General features: G+C 69.3%; 16 protein-coding genes. 6 read left to right on the top strand and 10 right to left on the bottom strand.

Features of this window, described 5'->3' with window-relative positions; all coding sequences use genetic code 11:
- Nucleotides 1-29: 29 nt before the first annotated feature.
- Nucleotides 30-1,664 carry an acyl-CoA synthetase gene (locus tag ACOCEP_RS19860; protein WP_482339160.1) on the bottom strand — a complete coding sequence of 545 codons (1,635 nt, stop codon included), beginning with the start codon at nt 1,662-1,664 and terminating at the stop codon, nt 30-32.
- Between the two features lie 144 nt (nt 1,665-1,808).
- Here ACOCEP_RS19860 and ACOCEP_RS19855 point away from each other — a divergent pair, with 144 nt between their 5' ends.
- The gene (locus tag ACOCEP_RS19855; protein WP_482339159.1) at nt 1,809-3,515 is read left to right on the top strand and encodes a bifunctional 3'-5' exonuclease/DNA polymerase; all 1,707 of its coding nucleotides are present in this window, start codon (nt 1,809-1,811) and stop codon (nt 3,513-3,515) included.
- 283 nt (nt 3,516-3,798) lie between these two features.
- Here ACOCEP_RS19855 and hrpA read toward each other — a convergent pair whose 3' ends face one another.
- The 6 genes from hrpA to ACOCEP_RS19825 all read right to left on the bottom strand — a co-directional run bounded on the left by hrpA (nt 3,799) and on the right by ACOCEP_RS19825 (nt 12,622).
- Complete coding sequence (hrpA, locus tag ACOCEP_RS19850; RefSeq protein ID WP_482339157.1) at nt 3,799-7,680, bottom strand: ATP-dependent RNA helicase HrpA; 3,882 nt, start codon at nt 7,678-7,680, stop codon at nt 3,799-3,801.
- A gap of 125 nt (nt 7,681-7,805) precedes the next feature.
- A complete protein-coding gene (locus ACOCEP_RS19845) occupies nt 7,806-8,969 on the bottom strand; it encodes a lactate 2-monooxygenase (protein WP_482339156.1) in 1,164 nt (387 codons plus the stop codon).
- A 13-nt stretch (nt 8,970-8,982) separates the two neighbouring features.
- On the bottom strand, nt 8,983-10,191 hold the full coding sequence (locus ACOCEP_RS19840; protein WP_482339154.1) for a cation:proton antiporter: 1,209 nt from the start codon (nt 10,189-10,191) through the stop codon (nt 8,983-8,985).
- Nucleotides 10,192-10,234: 43 nt separating this feature from the next.
- Complete coding sequence (locus ACOCEP_RS19835) at nt 10,235-10,546, bottom strand: hypothetical protein (protein WP_482339152.1); 312 nt, start codon at nt 10,544-10,546, stop codon at nt 10,235-10,237.
- 49 nt (nt 10,547-10,595) lie between these two features.
- Entirely contained in the window at nt 10,596-11,156 is a 561-nt protein-coding gene (locus tag ACOCEP_RS19830; protein ID WP_482339150.1) for a GNAT family N-acetyltransferase, read from the bottom strand.
- Nucleotides 11,153-12,622, bottom strand: a complete 1,470-nt coding sequence (locus ACOCEP_RS19825; protein WP_482339148.1) for an APC family permease — start codon at nt 12,620-12,622, stop codon at nt 11,153-11,155. Before ACOCEP_RS19825 ends, ACOCEP_RS19830 begins: the two co-directional genes overlap by 4 nt.
- A gap of 189 nt (nt 12,623-12,811) precedes the next feature.
- On the opposite strand from ACOCEP_RS19825, the gene ACOCEP_RS19820 reads away from it, so the two are divergent.
- Both ACOCEP_RS19820 and ACOCEP_RS19815 read left to right on the top strand, forming a co-directional pair.
- The gene (locus tag ACOCEP_RS19820) at nt 12,812-13,453 is read left to right on the top strand and encodes a GOLPH3/VPS74 family protein (protein ID WP_482339147.1); all 642 of its coding nucleotides are present in this window, start codon (nt 12,812-12,814) and stop codon (nt 13,451-13,453) included.
- A gap of 119 nt (nt 13,454-13,572) precedes the next feature.
- Entirely contained in the window at nt 13,573-14,424 is an 852-nt protein-coding gene (locus ACOCEP_RS19815) for a chitosanase (RefSeq protein ID WP_482339146.1), read from the top strand.
- 85 nt (nt 14,425-14,509) lie between these two features.
- On the opposite strand, the gene ACOCEP_RS19810 is transcribed toward ACOCEP_RS19815, so the two are convergent.
- The 3 genes from ACOCEP_RS19810 to ACOCEP_RS19800 are packed head-to-tail and all read right to left on the bottom strand — an operon-like array spanning nt 14,510 to nt 16,683.
- Nucleotides 14,510-15,502, bottom strand: coding sequence for a PHP domain-containing protein (locus tag ACOCEP_RS19810; RefSeq protein WP_482339144.1), 993 nt, complete (start codon nt 15,500-15,502; stop codon nt 14,510-14,512).
- An 18-nt stretch (nt 15,503-15,520) separates the two neighbouring features.
- On the bottom strand, nt 15,521-16,024 hold the full coding sequence (locus ACOCEP_RS19805; RefSeq protein WP_482339143.1) for a metallophosphoesterase family protein: 504 nt from the start codon (nt 16,022-16,024) through the stop codon (nt 15,521-15,523).
- Nucleotides 16,024-16,683: a GntR family transcriptional regulator gene (locus ACOCEP_RS19800; RefSeq protein ID WP_482339141.1), complete on the bottom strand. Its 660-nt coding sequence runs from the start codon at nt 16,681-16,683 to the stop codon at nt 16,024-16,026. Before ACOCEP_RS19800 ends, ACOCEP_RS19805 begins: the two co-directional genes overlap by 1 nt.
- A gap of 34 nt (nt 16,684-16,717) precedes the next feature.
- On the opposite strand from ACOCEP_RS19800, the gene araD reads away from it, so the two are divergent.
- The 3 genes from araD to ACOCEP_RS19785 all read left to right on the top strand — a co-directional run bounded on the left by araD (nt 16,718) and on the right by ACOCEP_RS19785 (nt 21,761).
- Nucleotides 16,718-18,436 carry an L-arabinonate dehydratase gene (gene araD / locus ACOCEP_RS19795; RefSeq protein ID WP_482339139.1) on the top strand — a complete coding sequence of 573 codons (1,719 nt, stop codon included), beginning with the start codon at nt 16,718-16,720 and terminating at the stop codon, nt 18,434-18,436.
- Between the two features lie 150 nt (nt 18,437-18,586).
- The gene (locus tag ACOCEP_RS19790) at nt 18,587-20,389 is read left to right on the top strand and encodes a VanW family protein (protein WP_482339138.1); all 1,803 of its coding nucleotides are present in this window, start codon (nt 18,587-18,589) and stop codon (nt 20,387-20,389) included.
- Nucleotides 20,390-20,549: 160 nt separating this feature from the next.
- Complete coding sequence (locus tag ACOCEP_RS19785; RefSeq protein WP_482339136.1) at nt 20,550-21,761, top strand: MFS transporter; 1,212 nt, start codon at nt 20,550-20,552, stop codon at nt 21,759-21,761.
- The last annotated feature ends 27 nt before the right edge of the window (nt 21,762-21,788 follow it).

Raw genomic sequence — 21,788 nt, 5'->3', positions numbered from 1 at the left:
CCGTCCTTACCACTCACGAGGCCGTCACATCAGTGGAGCTTGTTGCGCAGCACCTTCCCGGTCGCGTTGCGCGGTAGCTCGTCGAGGAACTCCACCTCGCGCGGCACCTTGTACCGGGCGAGGTTGGCCTTGACGTACTCGCGCACGCCGTCGACGTCCAGCTCCGACTTCTCGGCCCGCACCACGAAGGCCTTCAGCCGCTGCCCGAATTCGGGATCGTCGACCCCGACCACGGCCGCTTCGAGCACGTCCTCGCGTTCGACCAAGAGGTTCTCGACCTCGATCGGGAAGACGTTCTCACCACCGGAGACGATCATCTCGTCGTCGCGGCCGTCGATGAACAGCAGGCCGTCCTCGTCGAAATGGCCGACGTCGCCGCTGGAGAGCAGCCCGTCGATGATCTCCTTGTTGCGCCCGTCGGTGTAGCCCTGGAAGCTCAGCCCGCTGCCGACGAACACCCGGCCGGTGACGTGCGGCTCGGTGATCCGGCCGCCCTTTTCGTCGTACAGCGCGACCTTGCAGCCCACCGGCGCGCGGCCGACCGTGCCCGGTGCCTTGCGCCAGTCTTCGGGGGTCGCGACCGTCGCGACCGCCACCTCGGTGGAGCCGTAGAGGTTGTGCACGACGTCGCCGAACGCGGCGGTCGCCCGGTTCCCCAGATCCGGGGACAGCGCGGAACCGGCGACGAAGATGATCCGCAGGGACGACGTGTCGTACTTGGCGCGGACCTCCTCGGGCAGGTCGACGATCCGCTGCAGCATCGTCGGCACGAGGACCAGCGTGGTGCAGCGGTTCTCCGCGACGCCGCGCAACGTCTCCTCCGGCACGAACTTGCGCCGCATGACGACCTTCGAACCGAGCGCGAACGACAGGATGAACTGCGACAAACCGGTGCCGTGGAACAGCGGCGCGCCCATGTAGGTCGCCTCGCCGGTTCGCAGCGGGATGCGGTCGAGGAACTGGGCGGAAGCGAGCGCGGAGGTGTGCGGCCGCGGCGCGCCCTTCGGCGTCCCGGTGGTCCCGCTGGTCAGCAGGATGAAGCCGCCGGGTTTGGCGGGCGCGGGCCACGCGCGGTCGTCGGTGCTGGCGACCAGCTCGGCGACGACCGGGACGCCGTCCGGGCGGGCGGTGTCCGAATCGACCCACGCGAGGTAATGGTCGACGTCGCCCTCGACGGCGTCCAGCAGGGCGGTGAACTCCTGGTCGTACACGAGCGCTGTGACACCTTCACGCTTCGCGACGTCCGCGAGCTGCGGTTTGGCGAACCCGGTGTTCATCAGCAGCAGCTTGGCGCCGAGCTTGCCCGAGGCGAGCATCGTCAGCACGAGACCGCGGTGGTCACGGCACAGCGCGGCGATCACCGAACCCGGTCCGAGGCCGCGTTCGGACCACGCCCTGGCCAGCGCGTTCGACTGGGTGTCGAGCTGCTTGAAGGTCAGCGGCCCGAGCTCGTCGATGATGCCGGTCGCGGTCGGGTCCCGGCGGGCGGCGATCATGTTCGCGCCGGCGAACGGGCCCCATTTGCGCACCATGACCAGCGAACGCAGGCCTTCGTCGACGCGCGGGATGGGGAGCAGGCCCGCTTGGCGCATCACGTCGATGCTGCGCACGGTCTCGGTCACCTTGCCCGCCACCAGGGTGGCGAGGCCGGTGGGGTTTCTCATCCGGGCACCTCCGTTGCTGCTGCGGCGAGACACCATGCCACCGGCACGTACCGGCGGTATGGGTTGCTACTCGACAGTAGCCGACCGATAGCGCAGGCGCACTAACCGTCTGGTGACAGAAATGTCGGTGGGAACCACCACAATGTGAGTGTGCAGGCGATCGCAGGTCAAGAGGAGGATGGCGACTTCGCGATCGCTTTTTCCGGGCAGCCGCCGCGGCGCGGACTGAAGCTCACGGAGTTCGTCGGCGAAGTACGCGACCTGGAGGCGGAACACTCACCCCGTTGGGTGTTCCCGTCGGTCGAAGGGGCGTATCCGGCGCTGATCAAGGCGGGCGTCCGGGTGCGCCGCTGTCACGACCTGGCGTTGACCGAGGGATTGCTCCTGGCCCACGAAGGCCGCCCGCAGGAGTCGCGGAGTCTGCGTGCCGCGCTGGCCAGGGCGGACGGGCAGGAGGCGCCCGCCGATGAGCCGCCGCTCTGGGCCGAGGACGACCAGCCGACGCTGTTCGAGACCCGGGGGCCGCGTCTCCCCTCCGGTGTCACGGTGATCGACGCGGCGCGCCGGGTGCTGGCGGAGCAGGAGAAGCGGGTCGCGCTGACCGATCATCCGGAGCGGCTCCGGTTGCTTTTCGCCGCGGAGTCGGCGAGCGCGCTGGCGGCCGCGGAGATGTCGGCCGACGGGCTGCCATGGCGGGCGGATCTGCATTTGGCGCTGCTCGCCGAGCAGCTCGGCCCCCGCGTCCCGGCCGGGCACCGGCCGAAGCGGCTGGTCGAGCTGGCGGCGAAGATCAGCGCCGCGTTCGGCGGGCGGCCGGTCAACCCGGACGCCCCGGCCAGCGTCGTGCGGGCGCTCGGCCGGGAGGGCATCGAGGTCTCGTCGGCCAGGAAGTACCTGCTGCGCGACATCGACCACCCCGCCGTCCCGCCGCTGCTGGAGTACAAGGAGCTCGCGCGGCTGCATTCGGCCAACGGCTGGACGTGGCTCGACGAGTGGGTGCACGACGGCCGGTTCCGCCCGCATTACGTGGTCGGCGGGGTCGTTTCGGGCCGCTGGGCGAGCCGGGGCGGGGGCGCGCTGCAGATCCCGAAGATCCTGCGGACCTGTGTCCGGGCCGATCCGGGCTGGAAGCTGGTGGTCGCCGACGCCGCCCAGCTGGAGCCGCGGGTGCTGACGGCGTTGTCCGGAGACCGGAAGCTCGCCGAGGTCGCCGCGGCCACGGATCTGTACGCGAGCCTCGCCGAGGCGATGTTCTCCGGCGTGCGCCGGGTGCCGGTGCCCGCGTGGGACGACAGGGACGACCGGGACCGCGCGAAGATCGCGATGCTGTCGGCGATGTACGGCGGCACGTCCGGGGAGGCCGGGCCACTGCTGGCGTTGCTGCGCACCAGGTTCCCCGACGCGGTGTCCTATGTGGAGCGTGCCGCGCAGGCCGGGGAACGCGGGGAACGCGTCCGCTCCCGGCTGGGCCGGACGTCGCCCGCGCCGTCGGAGGCCTGGCGCGCGCTGACCGGCGGCGTCGCGGAGGACGAGGCCGGCGAGCTGAAGGCACGCCAGGCGTCCCGCAACTGGGGACGCTTCACCCGGAACTTCGTCGTGCAGGCGAGCGCGGCGGACATGACCGCGGTCCTGCTGGCGACCCTGCGGAGCAGGCTCCCCTCGCCCGCGCACCTGGTGTTCTTCCAGCACGACGAGGTCCTGGTGCACACCCCCGCCGAGTTCGCCGACGAGGTCTCTCAGTCCATTGTGGACAGCATGGCCGAGGCGGCGCGGATGCTCTTCGGTCCCGCTTGCCCGGTCCGGTTCCCGCTGCACATCGCCGCCGTGGACACCTACGCCGACGCTAAGTGAGTTACGCCCTCAATCACGCGAGTTACGCCTCCAGTCACGCGAGTTGCGCCCTCAATCACGCAAGTTCCGGCCTCGATCACACGAGTCCCGTTTCCAGGCGACGGGACACACGTGACCAGATGGCGAACTCGCGTGTGCAGATGGACGACACGCGTGATTGAACGGACGACACGCGTGATCAGGCGGCGAACTCGCGTGATTGGGGGCGTAACTCGCGTGATTGGGGGCGTAACTCGCGTGATTGGGGGCGTAACTCGCGTGATGGAGGGCGTAACTCGCGGGGTCAGGCGGCGGCGTCGTCCAGGGCCTTGATGACGCGCTTGAGCGAGACGGGGTGGGCGGTACCGAGCGTCTGGGCGAAGAAGCTCACCCGAAGTTCCTCGATCATCCACCGGATCTCCCGCAGCGCGGGCGAGGAAGTGCCCGGCGGCAGCGCGTCCAGCGCCGCCTGGTACTCGTTGCGGAGCCACGCGATGTCGCCGGTGCGCTGGATGTCGCGCGTCGGCTCGGTCGGGAGCTTCTCCAGCCGCCGCTCGATTCCTCGCAGGTACCGGACGACGTGCTTCAGCCTGTCCTGCCCGGTTTCGGTGACGAAACCCTTGTGCACCAAGCCGTCCAGCTGCGTGCGGACGTCCGCGAGCGAGTCCTTCGGGCCGCGTGTGTCGGCCAGCCGCGTTTCGACGTCGTTCGCGGCGCGCAGGATCTTCTCGACGTTGGTCAGCACGTCGAGCACTCCGGCGTTGAGCCCGGCACGCACCTTCTCCAGCAGGACCGCGAAGCCGGCCTCGTCCCAGCGCGGTCCGCCGTTGTCGGCGACGAGCTTGTCGACCGCGCAGTCCACACAGTCTTCGAGCAGTGCCGCCACGGAGCCGTGCGGATTCCGGTTCAGCACGAGTTTCGACGAGTTGCCGAGGTTGCGGGTGATGAACTTCATCGGCGACGGGATGTTCAGCCGCAGCATCCGCCGCGTGCCCGCCCACATCGACTGTTCCTGCTGGCCCGGCGTGTCCAGCAGCCGCACCGCCACGGATCCGCCTTCGTCGACCAGCGCCGGATACGCCTTGACGTCGTGCCCGCGCTGCTTGCTCGCGAACACCTTCGGCAGCTCGCCGAACGCGGGCGCCGTCAACCCCTCGCGCTCGATGCTGTCGGCGGCCTTGGAGATCGTCGCGCGCACCTGGCCGCTCAGGTCCCGTTTGAGCGCCTCGATGTCCTTGCCCTCGGACACCTTCTTGCCGCGGACGTCGACGACGCGGAACGTCACCTTCAGATGTTCGGGGACCGCCGACAGCTGCCAGGCGTCGTCGGGGATCACCACCCCGCGCAACGCTTCCAGCTCGTCGGCGACGACGTGCAGCAGCGGCCCGTCGGCCGGACCGACCCGCGACAACACCAGCTTCGCGTGATCGGGCGCCGGCACGAAGTTGCGCCGGATCGCCTTGGGCAGCGACTTGATCAGCTGCGTCACCAGCTCTTCGCGCAGGCCGGGGACCTGCCAGTCGAAACCGTCCGGAGTGACCTGGTTCAGCACCGGCAGCGGGATGTGCACGGTGACACCGTCGGCGTCGGCACCCGGCTCGAACTGGTACGTGAGCTTGAAGGTCTGGCCGCCCTGCGTCCAGAAATCAGGGTAATCGGCCTCGCGCACGCCGCCCGCGGTCTCGTTGATGAGCATCGTCTTCTCGAAGCTCAGCAGGTCGGGCTGGGTGTGGCGCGCCTTCTTCCACCAGCTGTCGAAATGCCTCGCGGAGACGACGTCGGCCGGGACGCGCTGGTCGTAGAACTCGAACAGCGTCTCGTCGTCGACCAGGATGTCGCGGCGGCGGGCCCGGTTCTCCAGGTCCTCGACCTCGTCGAGCAGCGCGCGGTTCTCGCGGAAGAAGTGGTGCCGGGTCTCCCAGTCGCCCTCGACCAGCGCATGCCGGATGAACAGCTCGCGGCTGACCTCGGGATCGACGCGGCCGTAGTTCACCCGGCGATCGGCGACGAGCGGGACGCCGTACAGCGTCACCTTCTCCTTCGCCATCACCGCGCCTTGCTTGCGTTCCCAATGCGGCTCGGAGTAGTTCCGCTTCACGACGTGCCCGGCGAGCGGCTCGACCCATTCCGGCTCGATCCGCGCGTTGACCCGGCCCCACAGCCGCGACGTCTCGACCAGTTCGGCCGACATGACGAACCGCGGCTGCTTCTTGAACAGCGCCGAACCCGGGAACACGGAGAACCGCGCCCCGCGCGCGCCGAGATAGTCGCCCTTGGCCGGATCCTTGAGACCCACGTGCGACAGCAGCCCGGCGATCAGCGACGTGTGCACACGTTGCGGGTCCGCCGGGCCGGAGGTGTCGAGGGTGATACCGAGCGGTTTGGCCAGCTGACGCAGCTGGCTGAAGATGTCCTGCCATTCGCGGATGCGCAGGTAGTTCAGGTACTCGTTGCGGCACATCCGGCGGAACTGGCCGGTGGACAACGCCTTCTGCTGCTCGGTGACGTACTCCCACAGGTTCAGGTACGCGAGGAAGTCGGACGTCTTGTCCACGAACCGCGCGTGCTGCTCGTCCGCAGCCTGCTGCTTCTCCGCCGGGCGCTCGCGCGGGTCCTGAATGGACAGTGCGGCGGCGATGATCATCACTTCGCGGACGCAGCCGTTGCGAGAGGCCTCCAGCACCATCCGCGCCATCCGCGGGTCGACCGGGAGCTGCGCGAGCTTGCGGCCGGTCTCGGTGAGCTTCTTGCCGTCCGACATCTCGAACGCGCCGAGTTCCTGCAGCAGCTGGACACCGTCGGTCACCTGACGGCGATCCGGCGGCTCCACGAACGGGAACGCCGCGATGTCGCCGAGGCCGAGCGAGGTCATCTGCAGGATGACCGACGCGAGGTTCGTCCGGAGGATCTCCGGATCGGTGAACTCGGGCCGGGCGTCGAAGTCGTCCTCGGAGTACAGCCGGATGCAGATACCGTCGGACGTCCGCCCGCAGCGGCCCTTGCGCTGGTTCGCCGACGCCTGGGAGACCGGCTCGATCGGCAGCCGCTGCACCTTGGTGCGGTGGCTGTAGCGCGAGATCCGGGCGGTGCCGGGGTCGACGACGTACTTGATGCCCGGCACGGTCAGCGAGGTCTCGGCGACGTTCGTCGCGAGCACGACTCGGCGCCCGGTGTGCCGCTGGAACACCCGGTGCTGGTCCGACGAAGAGAGCCGCGCGTACAGCGGCAGGATCTCGGTGTTCCTGAGGTCCTGTTTGGACAGGGCGTCCGCGGCGTCGCGGATCTCCCGCTCGCCGGAGAGGAACACCAGGATGTCACCGGGGCCCTCGTGCTGGAGTTCGTCGACCGCGTCGCAGATGGCCTGCGTCTGGTCCCGGTCTTGATCCGCGTCCGGGTCGTCCGGGTCGATGATCGGCCGGTAGCGGACCTCGACCGGATACGTCCGCCCGGAGACCTCCACGATCGGCGCGTCGTCGAAGTGCTTGGAGAACCGCTCCGGGTCGATCGTCGCCGAGGTGATGATCACCTTGAGGTCGGGCCGGCGTGGCAGGAGCTGTTTGACGTAACCGAGGATGAAGTCGATGTTGAGGCTGCGCTCGTGCGCCTCGTCGATGATCAGCGTGTCGTACTGGCGCAGCATCCGGTCGGTCTGGATCTCGGCGAGCAGGATGCCGTCGGTCATCAGCTTGACCAGCGTGTCCTGGCCGGAGTGGTCGGTGAACCGGACCTTGTAGCCGACGGCCTCGCCGAGCTCGGTGTTCAGCTCCGAGGCGATGCGATCGGCGACCGTGCGCGCGGCCAGCCGCCGCGGCTGTGTGTGCCCGATCTGGCCCCGGACACCACGGCCGAGTTCGAGACAGATCTTCGGCAGCTGGGTCGTCTTCCCGGACCCGGTCTCGCCCGCGACGATCACCACCTGGTGGTCGCGGATGGCCTCGGCGATCTCGTCCTTCCGCTGGCTGACCGGCAGCTCTTCGGGGAACGAGATCTTCGGGACGGCGTCGCGCCTGCGGGTGACCCGCAGCTCGGCGGCCTCGATGTCGGCCTCGATCTGGGCGGCGATCGACTCGGTGTTCCGCGCTTTCCGGGCACCGTCGAGCCGGCGCCGGAGGCGGTGCTCGTCGCGCGACATGAGTTCGGGCAGGCGAGCGCGCAGGGCGCCGAGCGGGGAAGGTTGAGAAGCCATGACCGGCACCAGGATAGCCGTGCGTGACGATCCGGGCCTCCGAATATCCCCCACGTCACCACCACCCCTCGCGTTTAGTCCTCTAGTTGCGGTAGTTGGCAGCGCGAACTACCGCAACTAGAGGACTAAACGCGGGTGAGCGAGGCCGGCGTGAGGTCGGCCAGGGTCCGGTGCCCGGACAGGCCCATGGTCAGGTCGAGGTCGGCGAGCAGGCTCCGCAGCACGTGCCGGACGCCGTCCTCCCCCGCGTGCGCCAGGCCGTACACCCATGGCCGCCCCACCAGCACGGCCTTGGCCCCGAGCGCGAGCGCCTTGGCGATGTCGGCGCCGGTGCGGATGCCGGAGTCGAACAGGATCTCCAGCCGGTCGCCGACCGCGGCCACGATCTCCGGGAGCGCGTCGAGCGACGCGACCGCGCCGTCGACCTGGCGGCCGCCGTGGTTGGACACGACGATCCCGTCCATCCCGGCCTCGACGGCGCGGCGCGCGTCGTCGGGGTGCTGGATGCCCTTGAGCACGATCGGCCCATCCCAGTGCTCGCGCAGGAACGGCAGCCGGTCCCAGGTGAGATCGCTGCCGGTGATCATCGAGATCCACCGCAGGATCGCGGTGGGCGGATCCTCTTCCGGCGTCTTCTCCAGCAGGCCGCGGAACACCGGGTCGCTCAGCGGGACGCCGAGCCCCTCGCCCTTGATGAACGGCAGGTACGCGTGGTCGAGGTCGTTCGGGCGCCACGCGAGGGTCCAGGTGTCGAGCGTGACCACGAGCGTGGTGAAGCCCGCGGCCTTCGCCCGCGCCAGGATGCTCGCGCAGACGTCGTTGTCGGTCGGCCAGTACAGCTGGAACCAGCGCGACCCCTCGCCACTGGCCGCGGCGACGTCCTCGATGCTCGTGGACGACGCCGTCGACATGACGTACGGCAGGCCGACCGACGCCGCGGCGCGCGCGGCCGCCGGTTCGGCTCCCTCGTGCACGATCGACTGGACGCCGACCGGCGCCAGCAGCACCGGCGCCGGAACGGGCGTGCCCAGGACGGTCGTGGACAGGTCGCGTTCGGTGGCGCCGGTGAGCATCCGGGGCACGAGGCGCCAGCGGTCGAACGCCTCCCGGTTGGCGCGGGCCGTGGCGCCGGAACCGGCCGAGCCCGCGACGTACCAGAACGGCCCTGGCTCGAGGATCTCCCTCGCCGACTCCTCCAGCTTCGTGGCGTCGGTGGAGCACGGCGGGAAGGTCCCGCCGAGCCCCTGCAGGTAGATCTCGTTCTGGTAGCCGCCGAACCGTTCGGTCACCCAGGCCTCCTCGTCACGTCGCCCTCACCGGCTCGTCGCGGCGGGTCGAGCCTCGGACAATACTCGCCGGTAGCAACCAGGTGAGTTTCTCCGAGCGGATGACCGCGACTGGACCGATCACGGCCAGCAGGAGGACGTAGCCCGCGACGAACGGCGCGACCCGCGAGTCCAGCCCGGCCGCGGTCGCCATCGCCGCGAGCACGAGCGAGAACTCGCCGCGAGTGAGCACGGTGAGCCCGATGTTGACCCCGGCCTGACGATCGAAGCCGTTCACCCGCGCGGCCAGCGCGCCCGCGCCCAGGTTCAGCGCGATCGTCAGCGCCACCGCGATCAGCACCGGCACGACCACCGAGCCGACCGCGTTCGGGTCGATGCTGAGCCCGAAGATGAAGAAGAACAGCGCGCCGAACGCGTCCCGCAGCGGGAGCACCAGCTTGTGGATCCGCGGCGCGACCTTCGAGCCGCCGAGCATCATGCCGACCATGAACGCTCCGATGGCGTCGGACACCCCGACCTCTTCGGCGACGGCGGCGCCCATCACCGCGACCCCGACGAAGCAGACCGTGAGCAGCTCGTCGTCGGCCGAACCGAACAGCTTCGACACCACCCGGCCACCCCAGCGGGCGAGCGCGGCCATCACGATCAGGAACGCGAAGGCCTTGCCGAAGTCGGCGAGCGCCGAACCGAAGCTCCCGGCGCCGGACAGCACCGGCTGCAGCAACGCCAGGTACAGCGCGAGGAACAGGTCCTCGATCACGATGATGCCCATGATCAGCCGGGATTCGGGGTTGTTCATCCGGCGGGATTCGAGCAGGAGCTTGGTGACGATCGCCGACGACGAGATACCGATGGCGCCGGCGATGACCAGCGCCTCCCTGGTCCCCCAGCCCAGCAGGAAGCCGAAGGCGAGCCCGCCGCCGATGTTCAGGATCAGGTAGATCAGCCCGGACCAGACGAGTTTGCGCCCGCCCTTGGCCAGGTCGTCGAGGGAGAATTCGAGGCCGAGATAGAACAGGAGGAAGACGAGGCCGAGCCCGGCGAGCACACCGAGTTCGGCCGGATCGTCCACAAGGGACAGTCCGGGGGTGTGGGGGCCGAAGACGAAACCGGCCAGCATGAACAGGGGGATGGTCGGCAGCCCGATACGGGCGCCCGCTCTGGCGATCACGCCGGCGGCGAGGAACGCCCCGCCGACGGCCAGCAGGGCATGACCGGAACTCATGGAGACCTCCGATGGTGGCTGATGCGGCGATGTGGGAACCGGATCAGCGCGGAGGCGCCCGCGCGGGCGCCTGGGGCACCGCACGGGTGATGACGACGGGTTCGCCCTGCTCAGGGACGTGACCGGCGTCGGGAAGGTCGACGGGCTCCGCTTCGACGGGAGCGTCGGCGAGGGGAACGGCTTGCCCGCCGTGGAAGGCGGGCAGCGGATGCGTCGCGAAAACGGCGACGGGATCTTCCTTCGCGGTCCGGCCGTGCCCGTGGGGAACGGTCGGCGTGACGAAGGCGAAGACGAGCAAGATCAGCAGGAAGAAGACGGAACGGTGCCGTGTGGCGGGGGCACGGTTCGTCGTCATCTGCCCGCCACTTTACCAGTCCTTTATAGACATATCGACGAGAGTTCTGTCACGGCTCCCGCCACATGGGCAGCATCGGCGGCCCGCCCTCGACCGCGAAAGCCGGCCCGTGGTCGCGGAAACCCAGTCGCCGGTACAGTTTCGCGCTCTCCGCGCTGCTCGCCTCCAGGTACGCGGGCACCGCGCCGTACCGGTCGAACCCGTACCGCAGCAACCGTGCGCCGATCCCTTGCCGCTGCGCGTTCCTGCGGACGCCGATGAACTGCGCGTGGTGGTACTCGCCGCCGGGGGCGTGCTCCGTCATCACCTCGAACAACGCCGCGAGCCTGCCGATTTCTTCCCCGGTGAGCCCGGTGAACGCGTCGTCGTCCATGTCCTCCTCCCCGGACGGCGTCCAGAGGACGGCGCCGGACAGGTCGCCGGTGACGTCGACGTGACCACCCGCGGCGAGCGTTGCCCGCAGGATCGCCCGGTGGAAGATCGGCTGTGCCACCGCGCGACGCTCGTCTCCGGGGAAGACCCACGCGCTGACCGGATCGTCGTGGAACGCCTCGGCCAGCACGTCGACCACAGTGTCCATTTCGGACGGTTCGGCGGGTCGGACGATCACCGCCCCGCCCCCAGCGCCACGGGTTCGTCGTCCTCGAGCGGGCCGCCGATGGCGGCGTAGGTCTCGGGATCCTTGGTCCGCAACATCTCCGCGCGCAGGAAGCCGGCCAAGGCCGCGACGAGCACGAGACCGGGCAGCCCCCAGCGCAACAGGAACGTCCCGGCCGGGCCGAGCAGCAGATCGAAGTTGAGCAGGATCAGCGCGAGCACGGCCGACAGCGCGAGCATCGCCGTGCCCGGCGCGATCCAGCGACGCCAGGCGTTTTCGGCGGCACGGCGCCGTTTGAAAAAGCCGATCACCGAAAGCGAGACGGCGATCATGATCACCACGACCCCGGTGGACGCCGTCGTGCCGAGCCAGGTGAACAGTTCGGTCACCGGATCGCGGCCCGCGACCGCGAACAGCGCCACGACCACCAGCGCGAGCGCGGTCTGCGTGAGGGAACCGGCCACCGGCGCACCGGTGCGTTTGCTGGTCTTGGCCAGCGAGCGCGGCAGCAACCCTTCCCTGCCCAGCGCGAAGAAGTACCGCGCGACGGCGTTGTGGAAGCTCAGCAGCGCCGCGCACTGCCCGGTCACGAACAACGTGTACGCCACAGTGGAGAAGGTCTCGCCGAGGTGCTCGCCCGCCAGGGTGAACAGCAGGTCCGGGCCCTGGGCGGCCGCGGTGGTGACGATGACGTCCGGCCCGGTCCCCACGGCCAGCGCGAGCGACGAGGCGACGTAGAGCACCGCCGTGAGCCCGATCGCCGCGAACGTCGCGCGGCCGACCGTGCGGCTGGGTTCCCGCGTCTCCTCCCCGTAGGTCGCCGCGCCCTCGAAACCGATGAACGCGGCGGCGGAGAACGCGAACACCGCGCCCACACCGGTGGTGAACAGGCTCGACGGTTCGAGCGGAACCCAGGAAACGCCGCCACCGGCGGGATTCGTGAACAACGCGATGTCGACGATCACGACGACGGCGACTTCGAGGCACAGCGCCACCCCGAGCACCTTGGCGTTCAAATCGACCCGCAGGACGCCGAGCGCGCCGATGATCAGCACCATCACCAGCGCGCACAGCCACCACGGTGGCGGGGATCCGGTGAGCGTGCCGAGCCAGGTCGACACCGACCAGCCGAACAGACCGTAGATGCTGATCTGGATGGCGTTGTAGGAGATCAGCGTGACGAACGCGATCCCGGCGCCGGTGGATTTGCCGATCCCGTTGGCGACGTAGGGGTAGAACGCGCCCGCGTTGGTGATGTAGCGGCTCATCGCGGCGTATCCGACCGCGAACAGCCCCAGGATCGGCGCCAGCAGGAGGAACGACAGCGGCACCCCGACGCTGCCGGTGACCGCGTAGTTGGTCGGGACACCGCCCGCGATGGCGAAGAGCGGACCGGCCGCGGCCACCACGAAGAACACGATCTGGGCGGCTCCGAGCCGTCGATGACCGAGACCGCGCCGCGGTCTTTGCGTACCCATGAACCCGTCCCCCCGGACGTCGGTTTGGCGCTGAAGGTTCTTGATCTTGCGAAAGCCATCCCACCCTAGGGCCGCCCTCCTCGGTGAGGTACGTCCGTTCAGGCTAAAAACGGACCTCGGGTCGCAGTGGTCCGCGCGCTACCGCTACTTTGGCCGTCCCGCACTACGACGCCGGGGGGCGTGCCATTCATGCGTCGGCTGACCTTGGTCGATTCCCTGTTCTTCCTCGCCCACGACGAGTTCACCGGAAAACCCGCGCTGCGCCGCACGGGACTCGGCATCGGAATGGCCGGTTCCGCGCTCTGCGATCTCCTCCTCGCCGAGCGGATCACCGTGGAACGCAAACGAATCCGGCCGTTGTCGCGGCGCGGCCTCGCCCATCCCCCGCTGGATCGGGTGTTCTCGGAAATCCTCCGCGAACCCGAACGCCACACCGTCCGGGAATGGGTCACGCATCTGCGGCACGACCTCGGGGAAACGGTCGCGGGCAATCTGCTCGCCGCGGGAGTGATCGACCGCGAAACCGACCGGATGCTCCTGCGGAAGAATCCTCGGTATCCGCCACGGGATCTGCTGATGTCGACGGCCGCGCGCAGCAAGGTGCGGACGGCCGTCCTCGGCACCGAACAGCCGGATCCGCATTCGGTCTGTCTCGCCCTGCTGGCCTGGACCATCGGTCTCGACGACTTCTGCGAACCGGAACTCGACCGCGCCGGACTGCGGACCTGGGCCGGGTCCACCCATCGCGAACTTCCGAAGGCGCTCGCCGAACTGATCTCGGGGGTGGACGCGGTGTGCGCCGCCGTCGTCTACACCGGCGACCGGCGGTAACGAAAATCTTCGACCGGCTCTCCCCCTTGCCGGAAACTGTCACCCGTGGTTATCGTGTGCCCACGCCGCAGCAACACCTTGACAGAAATGACAATTCTCTGTGGAAAGGGACACCTTTCATGAGTGATATTCTGCGGCCCGCGATGCGTCGTGCTCTCGGCGCGGTCTCCGTTCTCGCTCTCGCCGTTTCCGGCCCCGTCGCGATCTCCTCGCTCGGGTCCGCGGCGCCCGTCTCGGCGTCGGCGTCGATCTTCGCTTCCGGTGGCGACCTCGCCTCGCCGGAGAAGAAGGAGATCGCGATGCAGATCGTCTCCAGCGCGGAAAACTCTTCCCTGGACTGGAAAGCGCAGTACTCCTACATCGAGGACATCAACGACGGGCGCGGGTACACCGCCGGCATCATCGGGTTCTGCTCCGGCACCGGGGACATGCTGGAACTCGTCGAGCGCTACACGAACTCGGTCCCGGACAACCCGCTCGCGGAATACCTCCCGGCGCTGCGCAAGGTCGACGGCACCGATTCACACGAAGGGCTCGGCAGCGGTTTCGAAAACGCGTGGCGGGAGGCCGCCGGCCGCGAGGACTTCAAGGCGGCGCAGAACGGTGAACGCGACCGCGTCTATTTCGATCCGGCGGTGAATCAGGCGAAATCGGACGGCCTGGGCGCACTGGGACAATTCATCTACTACGACGCCATCGTGATGCACGGCCCGGGCACCAGCCAGGACAGCTTCGGCGGTATCCGCTCGGCCGCGCTCCAGCAGGCCGAACCGCCCGCGCAGGGTGGCGACGAGACGGCGTACCTCAAGGCGTTCCTCGACGCGCGGCGCGTGGTCATGAAGCAGGAAGAGGCGCACGCGGACACCTCGCGGATCGACACCGCCCAGCTGGTGTGGCTCAACGACGGCAACCTCGACCTGCACACCCCGCTGAAGTGGGCGGTCTACGGGGACCCGTACGAGATCGGCTAGCGCGTCGCGACGCATGTCATGAAAGGGTCGTTCAGGACATCTTTTGTCCTGAACGACCCTTTCATGACATGCGAGGGGGGGTGAGCTAGCCCGCCAGCAGGTCCTCAGCGGTCCGCGTGTTGATCACCCGGTCCGGCTCGATCCCCAGCTCATTGGCGCGCTCGCAGCCGAAGACCAGCCATTCGAGCTGGCCCGGCGCGTGCGCGTCGCTGTCGATCGCGAAGTCGCAGCCCAGTTCCACGGCCAGGTTCAGCAGGCGCGTCGGCGGATCGCGGCGTTCGGGACGCGAGTTGATCTCGACGGCGACCCCGTTCTCCCGGCACGCGGTGAACACCGCCTCGGCGTCGAACTCCGACTCCGGCCGTTTCCCCCGCGCTCCCATCACCAGCCGTCCGGTGCAGTGGCCGAGCACACGGACCCGCGGATGCCGCACCGCGGCGATCATCCTCGGCGTCATCTCCTTCGCCGGCATCCGCAGTTTCGAGTGCACGCTCGCGACGACGAAGTCCAGCCGCTCCAGCAGTTCTTCCTCCTGATCCAGCGTGCCGTCGAGGTGGATGTCGACCTCGATGCCGTGCAGGATCCGGAACGGCGCCATCGTCTCGTTCAGTTCCGCGACGACGTCCATCTGCCGCCTCAGCCGTTCCGGCGACAGACCGTTGGCGACGGTGAGCCGCGGTGAATGATCCGTCAGCACCATCCATTCGTGACCGAGCGCGCGGGCGGCTTCCGCCATCTCCTCGATCGGGCTTCCCCCGTCGGACCAGTCCGAATGGGTGTGGCAGTCGCCGCGCAACGCCGCCCGCATCGGGCCGCCGTCGGGCAGCTTCGGCTCGCCGAGCTTCTCGAAGTACGCGGGACGACGCCCGGCGAGGACGTCTTCGACGACGGCCGCGGTCGCCTTGCCGATATTCGGCAACGCGGTCAGCGTGCCCGCCTCGGCGCGTTGGCGCAGTTCGTCGGGCTTGACCTTGGCGACCACCGAAGCCGCCTGCCGGAACGCCCGCACCCGATAGGTCGGCTCACCCGCGCGCTCCAGCCAGAACGCGATCTCCCTCAACGCCTGCGCCGGTTCCATGGCTCCCTGTCTACCCGGTCAGCGGCGAAGCGGCAGCTCATGAAGAGCTACGTCGCGCAACTCGCCGCCACGGATCTCGGCGGTCTGGTACGTGCAGAACGGCTGGCTTCGCCGGTCGGTCGGCGAGCCGGGGTTCAGCAGCCGCAGCCCCTTCGGCGTGACCGTGTCCCAGGGAATGTGGCTGTGCCCGAACACGAGAACGTCGGTGTCCGGGAACTGTGCGTCGCAGCGGCGCTCGCGCCCTTGCTTACCGCCGGTTTCGTGGATGACCGCCAGGCGGACGCCGTCGAGGTCCGCCCGCGCGATCTCAGGCAGCCGCGCCCGCAGGTCCGCGCCGTCGTTGTTGCCGTAGACCCCGATGAGCCGTTCACTCCGGGACTCGAGCTCGTCGAGCAGGGCCGCCTCGACCCAGTCACCGGCGTGGACGACGACGTCGGCCGCCTCGACCTCGCGCCAGACCTGGGCCGGCAACCTCCTCGCGCGCTGCGGCAGATGCGTGTCGGCGATGAGCAGCAGGCGCATCAATCGTCTCCGATGGTCTCGAGGATCCGGTCCAGGAAGTCGCCGATATGCCCGCGCAGCAGGACGGCCGCGCCCTCGGCGTCCCCCTTCTTCGCCGCCGCCAGCACCGCCTTGTGTTCGGCCCATTCCCTGCGCCAGCTGGGATTCGCCGCCCAGCCGACGACGCTGATCAGCGCCGCGCGGTCCCGGAGGTCGTCCAGTATGGAGACCATCAGCGGGTTGCCGCAACCGCTGTAGAGCGCTCGGTGGAAACGACGGTTGAGCAGGCTGAGCGCCGCCTGATCCTTGTCCGCGATCGCCGCCGACGCCTCCTTCAACGCCTCCGCGGCGTCTTCCAAGAGGTCCGGCGAACCACGTTCGACCGACCGGCGCACGGCTTCGGGCTCCAGCACCAGGCGAACGTCGTAAACGGACTTCGCCAGCTCCGCGTCCACCACGCACACCGAGGCGCCCTTGTACGGGCTGAAGGTCACGAGCCCGGTGTTCGACAGCACCTTGAGCGCCTCGCGCACCGGCGTCTTCGACACCCCGAGCCGGGCCGCGAGCTCGGCTTCGACCAGCGGCCGGCCGGGCTTCAGCTCCCTGGTGAGGATGCCGCGGCGGATCTCTTCCAGCACCACTTCGGTCCGTGAAGCGGGCAGGCTGAAGGGCGAAGACATGGGCCGATCATATATGAGATGCCATACTCGGCTCATGAGGAACCCTGAGGAACTCCGCAGTCATCGCTGGTTCGGCGGCGGCGAACTCCGCGGTTTCAGCCACCGGGCCCGGAGCAGGCAGCTCGGCTACAACCCGGAGGAACACCTCGGGAAACCCGTCATCGCGATCCTCAACACCTGGAGCGACATCAACCCCTGCCACATGCATCTGCGGGAGCGGGCCGAACAGGTCAAACGCGGGGTGTGGCAGGCCGGTGGATTCCCGCTGGAATTCCCGGTCGCGACGCTGTCGGAGACCTTCCAGAAACCGACACCCATGCTGTACCGCAACCTGCTTTCGATGGAGACCGAAGAGATCCTGCGGTCCTACCCCGTCGACGGAGCGGTCCTCATGGGCGGCTGCGACAAGACCACACCGGCGCTGCTGATGGGCGCGGCGAGCGCGGGGCTGCCCGCGATCTTCGTCCCCGCCGGCCCGATGCTGCGCGGGCACTGGCGGAACGAGGTGCTCGGCAGCGGCACCGACATGTGGAAGTACTGGGACGACAAGCGGGCGGGGCTGATCGGCGACGCGGAACTGTCCGAATTGGAGCGTGGGCTGGCCCGTTCTCCCGGAACCTGTATGACGATGGGCACCGCGTCCACGATGATGTCGGTCGCCGAAGTCCTCGGGCTGACGTTGCCCGGCGCGGCGTCGATCCCGGCCGTCGATTCGGCGCACCACCGGATGGCCTCGGCGAGCGGAGCGCGTGCCGTCGAGATGGTGTGGGAGGACCTCACGATCACGAAGATCCTCGACGAACGCGCGTACGCCGACGCGATCACCACGGTGCTGGCACTGGGCGGCTCCACCAACGCCGTCATCCATCTGATCGCGATGGCCGGTCGCGGGCGGATCCCGTTGTCCGTGGACGATTTCGACGCGATCGCGCGCCGGGTCCCCGTACTGGCGAACATCCGGCCCGGCGGCGACTGGCTGATGGAGGACTTCTACTACGCCGGCGGCCTCCCCGGTCTGCTCTCCCGGCTGACCGGCCTGCTGCACACCGATCGGGTCACCGTCACCGGCCGGACACTCGGCGACAACCTGAAAACCGCACGGGTGCACGATGACGACGTCATCCGGACGCGCGAAAACCCGGTCGCCCCCGAGGGTGGAGTCGCGGTGCTGCGCGGGAATCTCGCGCCGTCGGGCGCGGTGATCAAGCACATCGCCGCCGAGCCCCGGCTACTCGTCCACACTGGACCCGCGGTGGTCTTCGACGACTACCAGGACTTGAAGAAGCGCATCAACGACCCCTCACTCGGCATCACCGAGGACTCGGTCCTCGTCCTGCGCGGATCCGGCCCCCTCGGCGGCCCGGGAATGCCCGAATACGGGATGCTGCCGCTGCCGGATCACCTGCTGGCCAAGGGCGTCCGGGACATGGTCCGCGTTTCCGACGCCAGGATGAGCGGCACCAGCTACGGCGCGTGCGTACTGCACGTCGCGCCGGAATCCCATGTGGGCGGGCCGCTCGCGCTGGTCCGCGACGGTGATCCGATCACTTTGGACGTCCCTTCGCGACGGCTGAGCCTCGACGTCGATGATGCGGAATTGCAACGTCGCCGGGCGGAGTGGACCACGCCCGCCCCGCGGTACGAACGGGGTTACGGCGCGTTGTACGCCGAACACATCACGCAAGCCGACGAGGGTTGCGACTTCGGCTTTCTCGCCAGAGTGGGCGAAAACCCGGAACCTGACGCCCAGTGACCACCCGACGGAGTGACCCGCTCACCCAACCGGGCGAGTTGCACGACCACAAAACGCGCCCCGTATCTTGAACCTACGTCCGGAACGTAGGGAAGGCCCGGATGTTCGATCACGACGCCCGGCCCCGGCCGGACCGTGGAGGGTGGAGAGTTGCCGCAGGAACCGCGCTGGCCCGAGTCCCACGCTGAGCAGACGGACATTCTCCCGGTCGTCACGCCCGGGTTCGCGGAGTCTGCCACGCCGGAGGCCCCCACGCCACCGAAGCGCCGTCGCAGCTACCGCAAGGCCGCCTTCATCGGCGGCGGCGTGTTCGGCCTGCTGGTCGTCGCGTACGCCCTCGACGTGCTGGTCTCCCAGGGCAGCGTCCCCCGCGGCGTCACCGTCGCCGGGGTCGACGTCGGCGGGATGGACCGCACGGCGGCCGAGAAGGAGCTCCGCGGCGGTATCGAGCCGCGGCTGACCCGGCCGGTGAAGGTCCTCGCGGGCGACGCCGAGGAGTCGCTGGCGCCGACCAACGCGGGGCTGCGCCTCGACTGGCCCGCCACCCTCGACCAGGCCGGTGACCAGCCGCTGAACCCGTTCACCCGGATCGCGTCGTTCTTCTCGACCACCGAGGTCGGCGTCGTCACGCAGACCGACGACGCCAAGCTCACCGCCGCGCTGGAGAACCTGCGCGACAAGGTCGACCGCGACCCGATCGAGGGCACCGTGCGCTTCGAGGAGGCCAAGCCGGTCGCCGTCGAGCCGAAGACCGGGCAGAAACTCGACCTCGACGCCGCCAAGAAGACCATCCTGGAGCGCTGGGCCGGCGGCGAGGCGCTGACGCTCGCGGTCACCCAGACCCCGGTCAAGGTCTCGGCGGAGGCCGTCCACGCCGCTCTCGAGCAGATCGCGAAGCCCGCAGTGGCGTCGCCGATGGTCGTCAAGGGCGAGGGCAAGGACGCCGTCGTCAAACCCGAGCAGATCGCGGCCGCGCTGACCTTCGAGCCCGTCGACGGCGGTGTGCTGAACCCGAAGGTGGACAACAACAAGATCATCGAGGCCGCGGGCCCGCAGCTGAAGTCCACCGAGAAGGAGGGCAAGGACGCGCAGATCGTCTTCGAAGGCGGCAAGCCGACCGTGCAGCCCTCCGAGGACGCCAACGTCGTCGACTGGGAGCCCAGCCTCAAGCCGGTGCTCGACGTGCTCAAGCGCGCCGCGCCCCGCGAACTGCCCGTGACCTACAAGAAGACCCCGGCCAAGGTGACCACCGAGCAGGCGAACCAGCTCGGCATCAAGGAGGTCGTCAGCGAGTTCAAGACCGGCGGGTTCGCGCCGGACTCGGGGACGAACATCCGGGTCGTGGCGCAGAAGGTCAACGGCGCCATCGTGAAACCGGGTGAGACGTTCAGCCTCAACGGGTTCACCGGGCCGCGCGGCGCGGCGCAGGGTTACGTCGAGGCCGGTGTCATCAAGGACGGCGCGCCCGGCCGCGAGGTCGGCGGCGGGATCTCGCAGTTCGCGACCACGCTGTACAACGCCTCGTACTTCGCCGGCATGAAGGACACCGAGCACAAGGAACACAGCTACTACATCAGCCGCTACCCCGCCGCCCGCGAGGCGACCGTGTTCCAGAACCACAGCGGCGGCAGCGTGATCGACCTGAAGTTCACCAACGACACGGACACCGGGGTGGCGATCCAGACCATCTGGACGCCGTCGGACATCACGATCCGGCTGTGGGGCACCAAGAAGTACACCGTCGAGTCGATCCCGGGCGGCCGCAGCAACCCGTCCGAGCCGCCGACGAAGCCCGGCCCCGCCGAGAACTGCAAGCCCAGCAACGGCGCGCCCGGCTTCACCACGTCGGACACCCGGGTCATCAAGGACGCCTCGACCGGCCGCGAGATCCGGCGGCACACCCGGAACGTGCACTACAACCCGCAGCCGAGGATCACCTGCGGCACGGAGTGACCTCCACCGGGGGCTGAAGGGAACCTTCCCCTCATCTCACGCTACGAAGGGCGCTTTCCCCGCATCGCATGCGGGGAAAGCGCCCTTCAGCGTCTTTTACCGCGCGCGGCCACGGCGGTACGCTGAGTGACTCACCCGATGGAGCGGGGGTGGTCACCTCGTGGAGCCCAAGGCGACCTTCCGGCAGATCCTCGCGGTCGGCGAACTACGGGCGATCTGGTTCGCGGAACTCCAGTCGATCCTCGGTGACCAGGTGGCCAGGGTCGCCCTGTCGGTGCTGGTGTTCCAACGGACCGGTTCGGCGACCTGGCCGGCGCTGACGTACGCGCTCACCTACCTGCCCGATCTGATCGGCGGACCGCTGCTCGGCGGCCTGGCCGACCGGTTCCCCCGACGCGCGGTGATGGTCTGCTCCGACGTCGTCCGCGCGCTCCTGGTCGCGGTGCTCGCCGTCCCCGGCCTCCCTTTGCCCGTGCTCGCCGCCGTGCTGGTGGTGGTGCAGCTGGCCAACGCGCCGTTCACCGCCGCGCAGGCCGCGGTCCTTCCGTCGGTGCTCAGCGGGGATTCCTACGTTCTCGGCCAGTCCCTCATGAAGATCACCAACCAGATCGGCCAGCTCGCCGGATTCGCCTTGGGCGGCGTGGTGATCGCCGCGATCGGTCCGGGGCGCGGGCTGGCGATCGACGCGGTGACGTTCGCCGTCTCGGCGGTCGTCCTGCGGCTGGGTGTCCGCGCCCGGCCCGCGTCGGGCGCCGGCGGAGCGGCGACGTCGACACTGCGGCGGCTTCGCGCGGGCGCCGGCACGATCTGGCGCGACCGCAGGCTGCGCGCGTTGGTCGGCCTGGCGTGGCTGGCAGGTTTCGTGATCGTGCCGGAGGGGCTCGCCGTGCCCTACGCCGCGGAGATCGGCGGCGGTGCGGCGACGGCGGGACTGCTGCTCGCGGCGCATCCCGCGGGGATCGTGCTCGGAGTGTTCGTGCTAGGCCGCCTGGTGCGGCCCGAGGTCCGGTTGCGCCTGGTCGGCGCGCTGGCGCTCGGCGCGATCGTGCCGCTCGCGGCGTTCTGGTTCCGGCCGTCGCTCCCCTACGCCGCCGGACTGCTCGTGCTGTCCGGGATGTGCGCGGCCTACCAGGTCACCGCGAGCACCACGTTCATGCGGCTGGTCCCCGACACCGAACGAGGCCAGGCCTTCGGCCTCGCCGGGTCGGGACTCATCGCCGTGCAGGGAATCGGGCTGATCGCCGGCGGCCTGCTCGTCGGCGTGCTCGGTTCACCCGCGACGACGGTCTCGGTCATCGCACTCGCCGGTCTCGTAGTGGCTGTTCCGGCCACCCGGGCTTGGCGCCACGTGGCCCCGCTTCACCCCCTTTGACCGGAACCGGGTATTCACCAGTTCTGC

It is taken from the genome of Amycolatopsis sp. CA-211722 (assembly GCF_056828465.1).
Note: the sequence above shows the minus strand (reverse complement) of the source record. Positions and strands in the feature narration are given on the sequence as shown.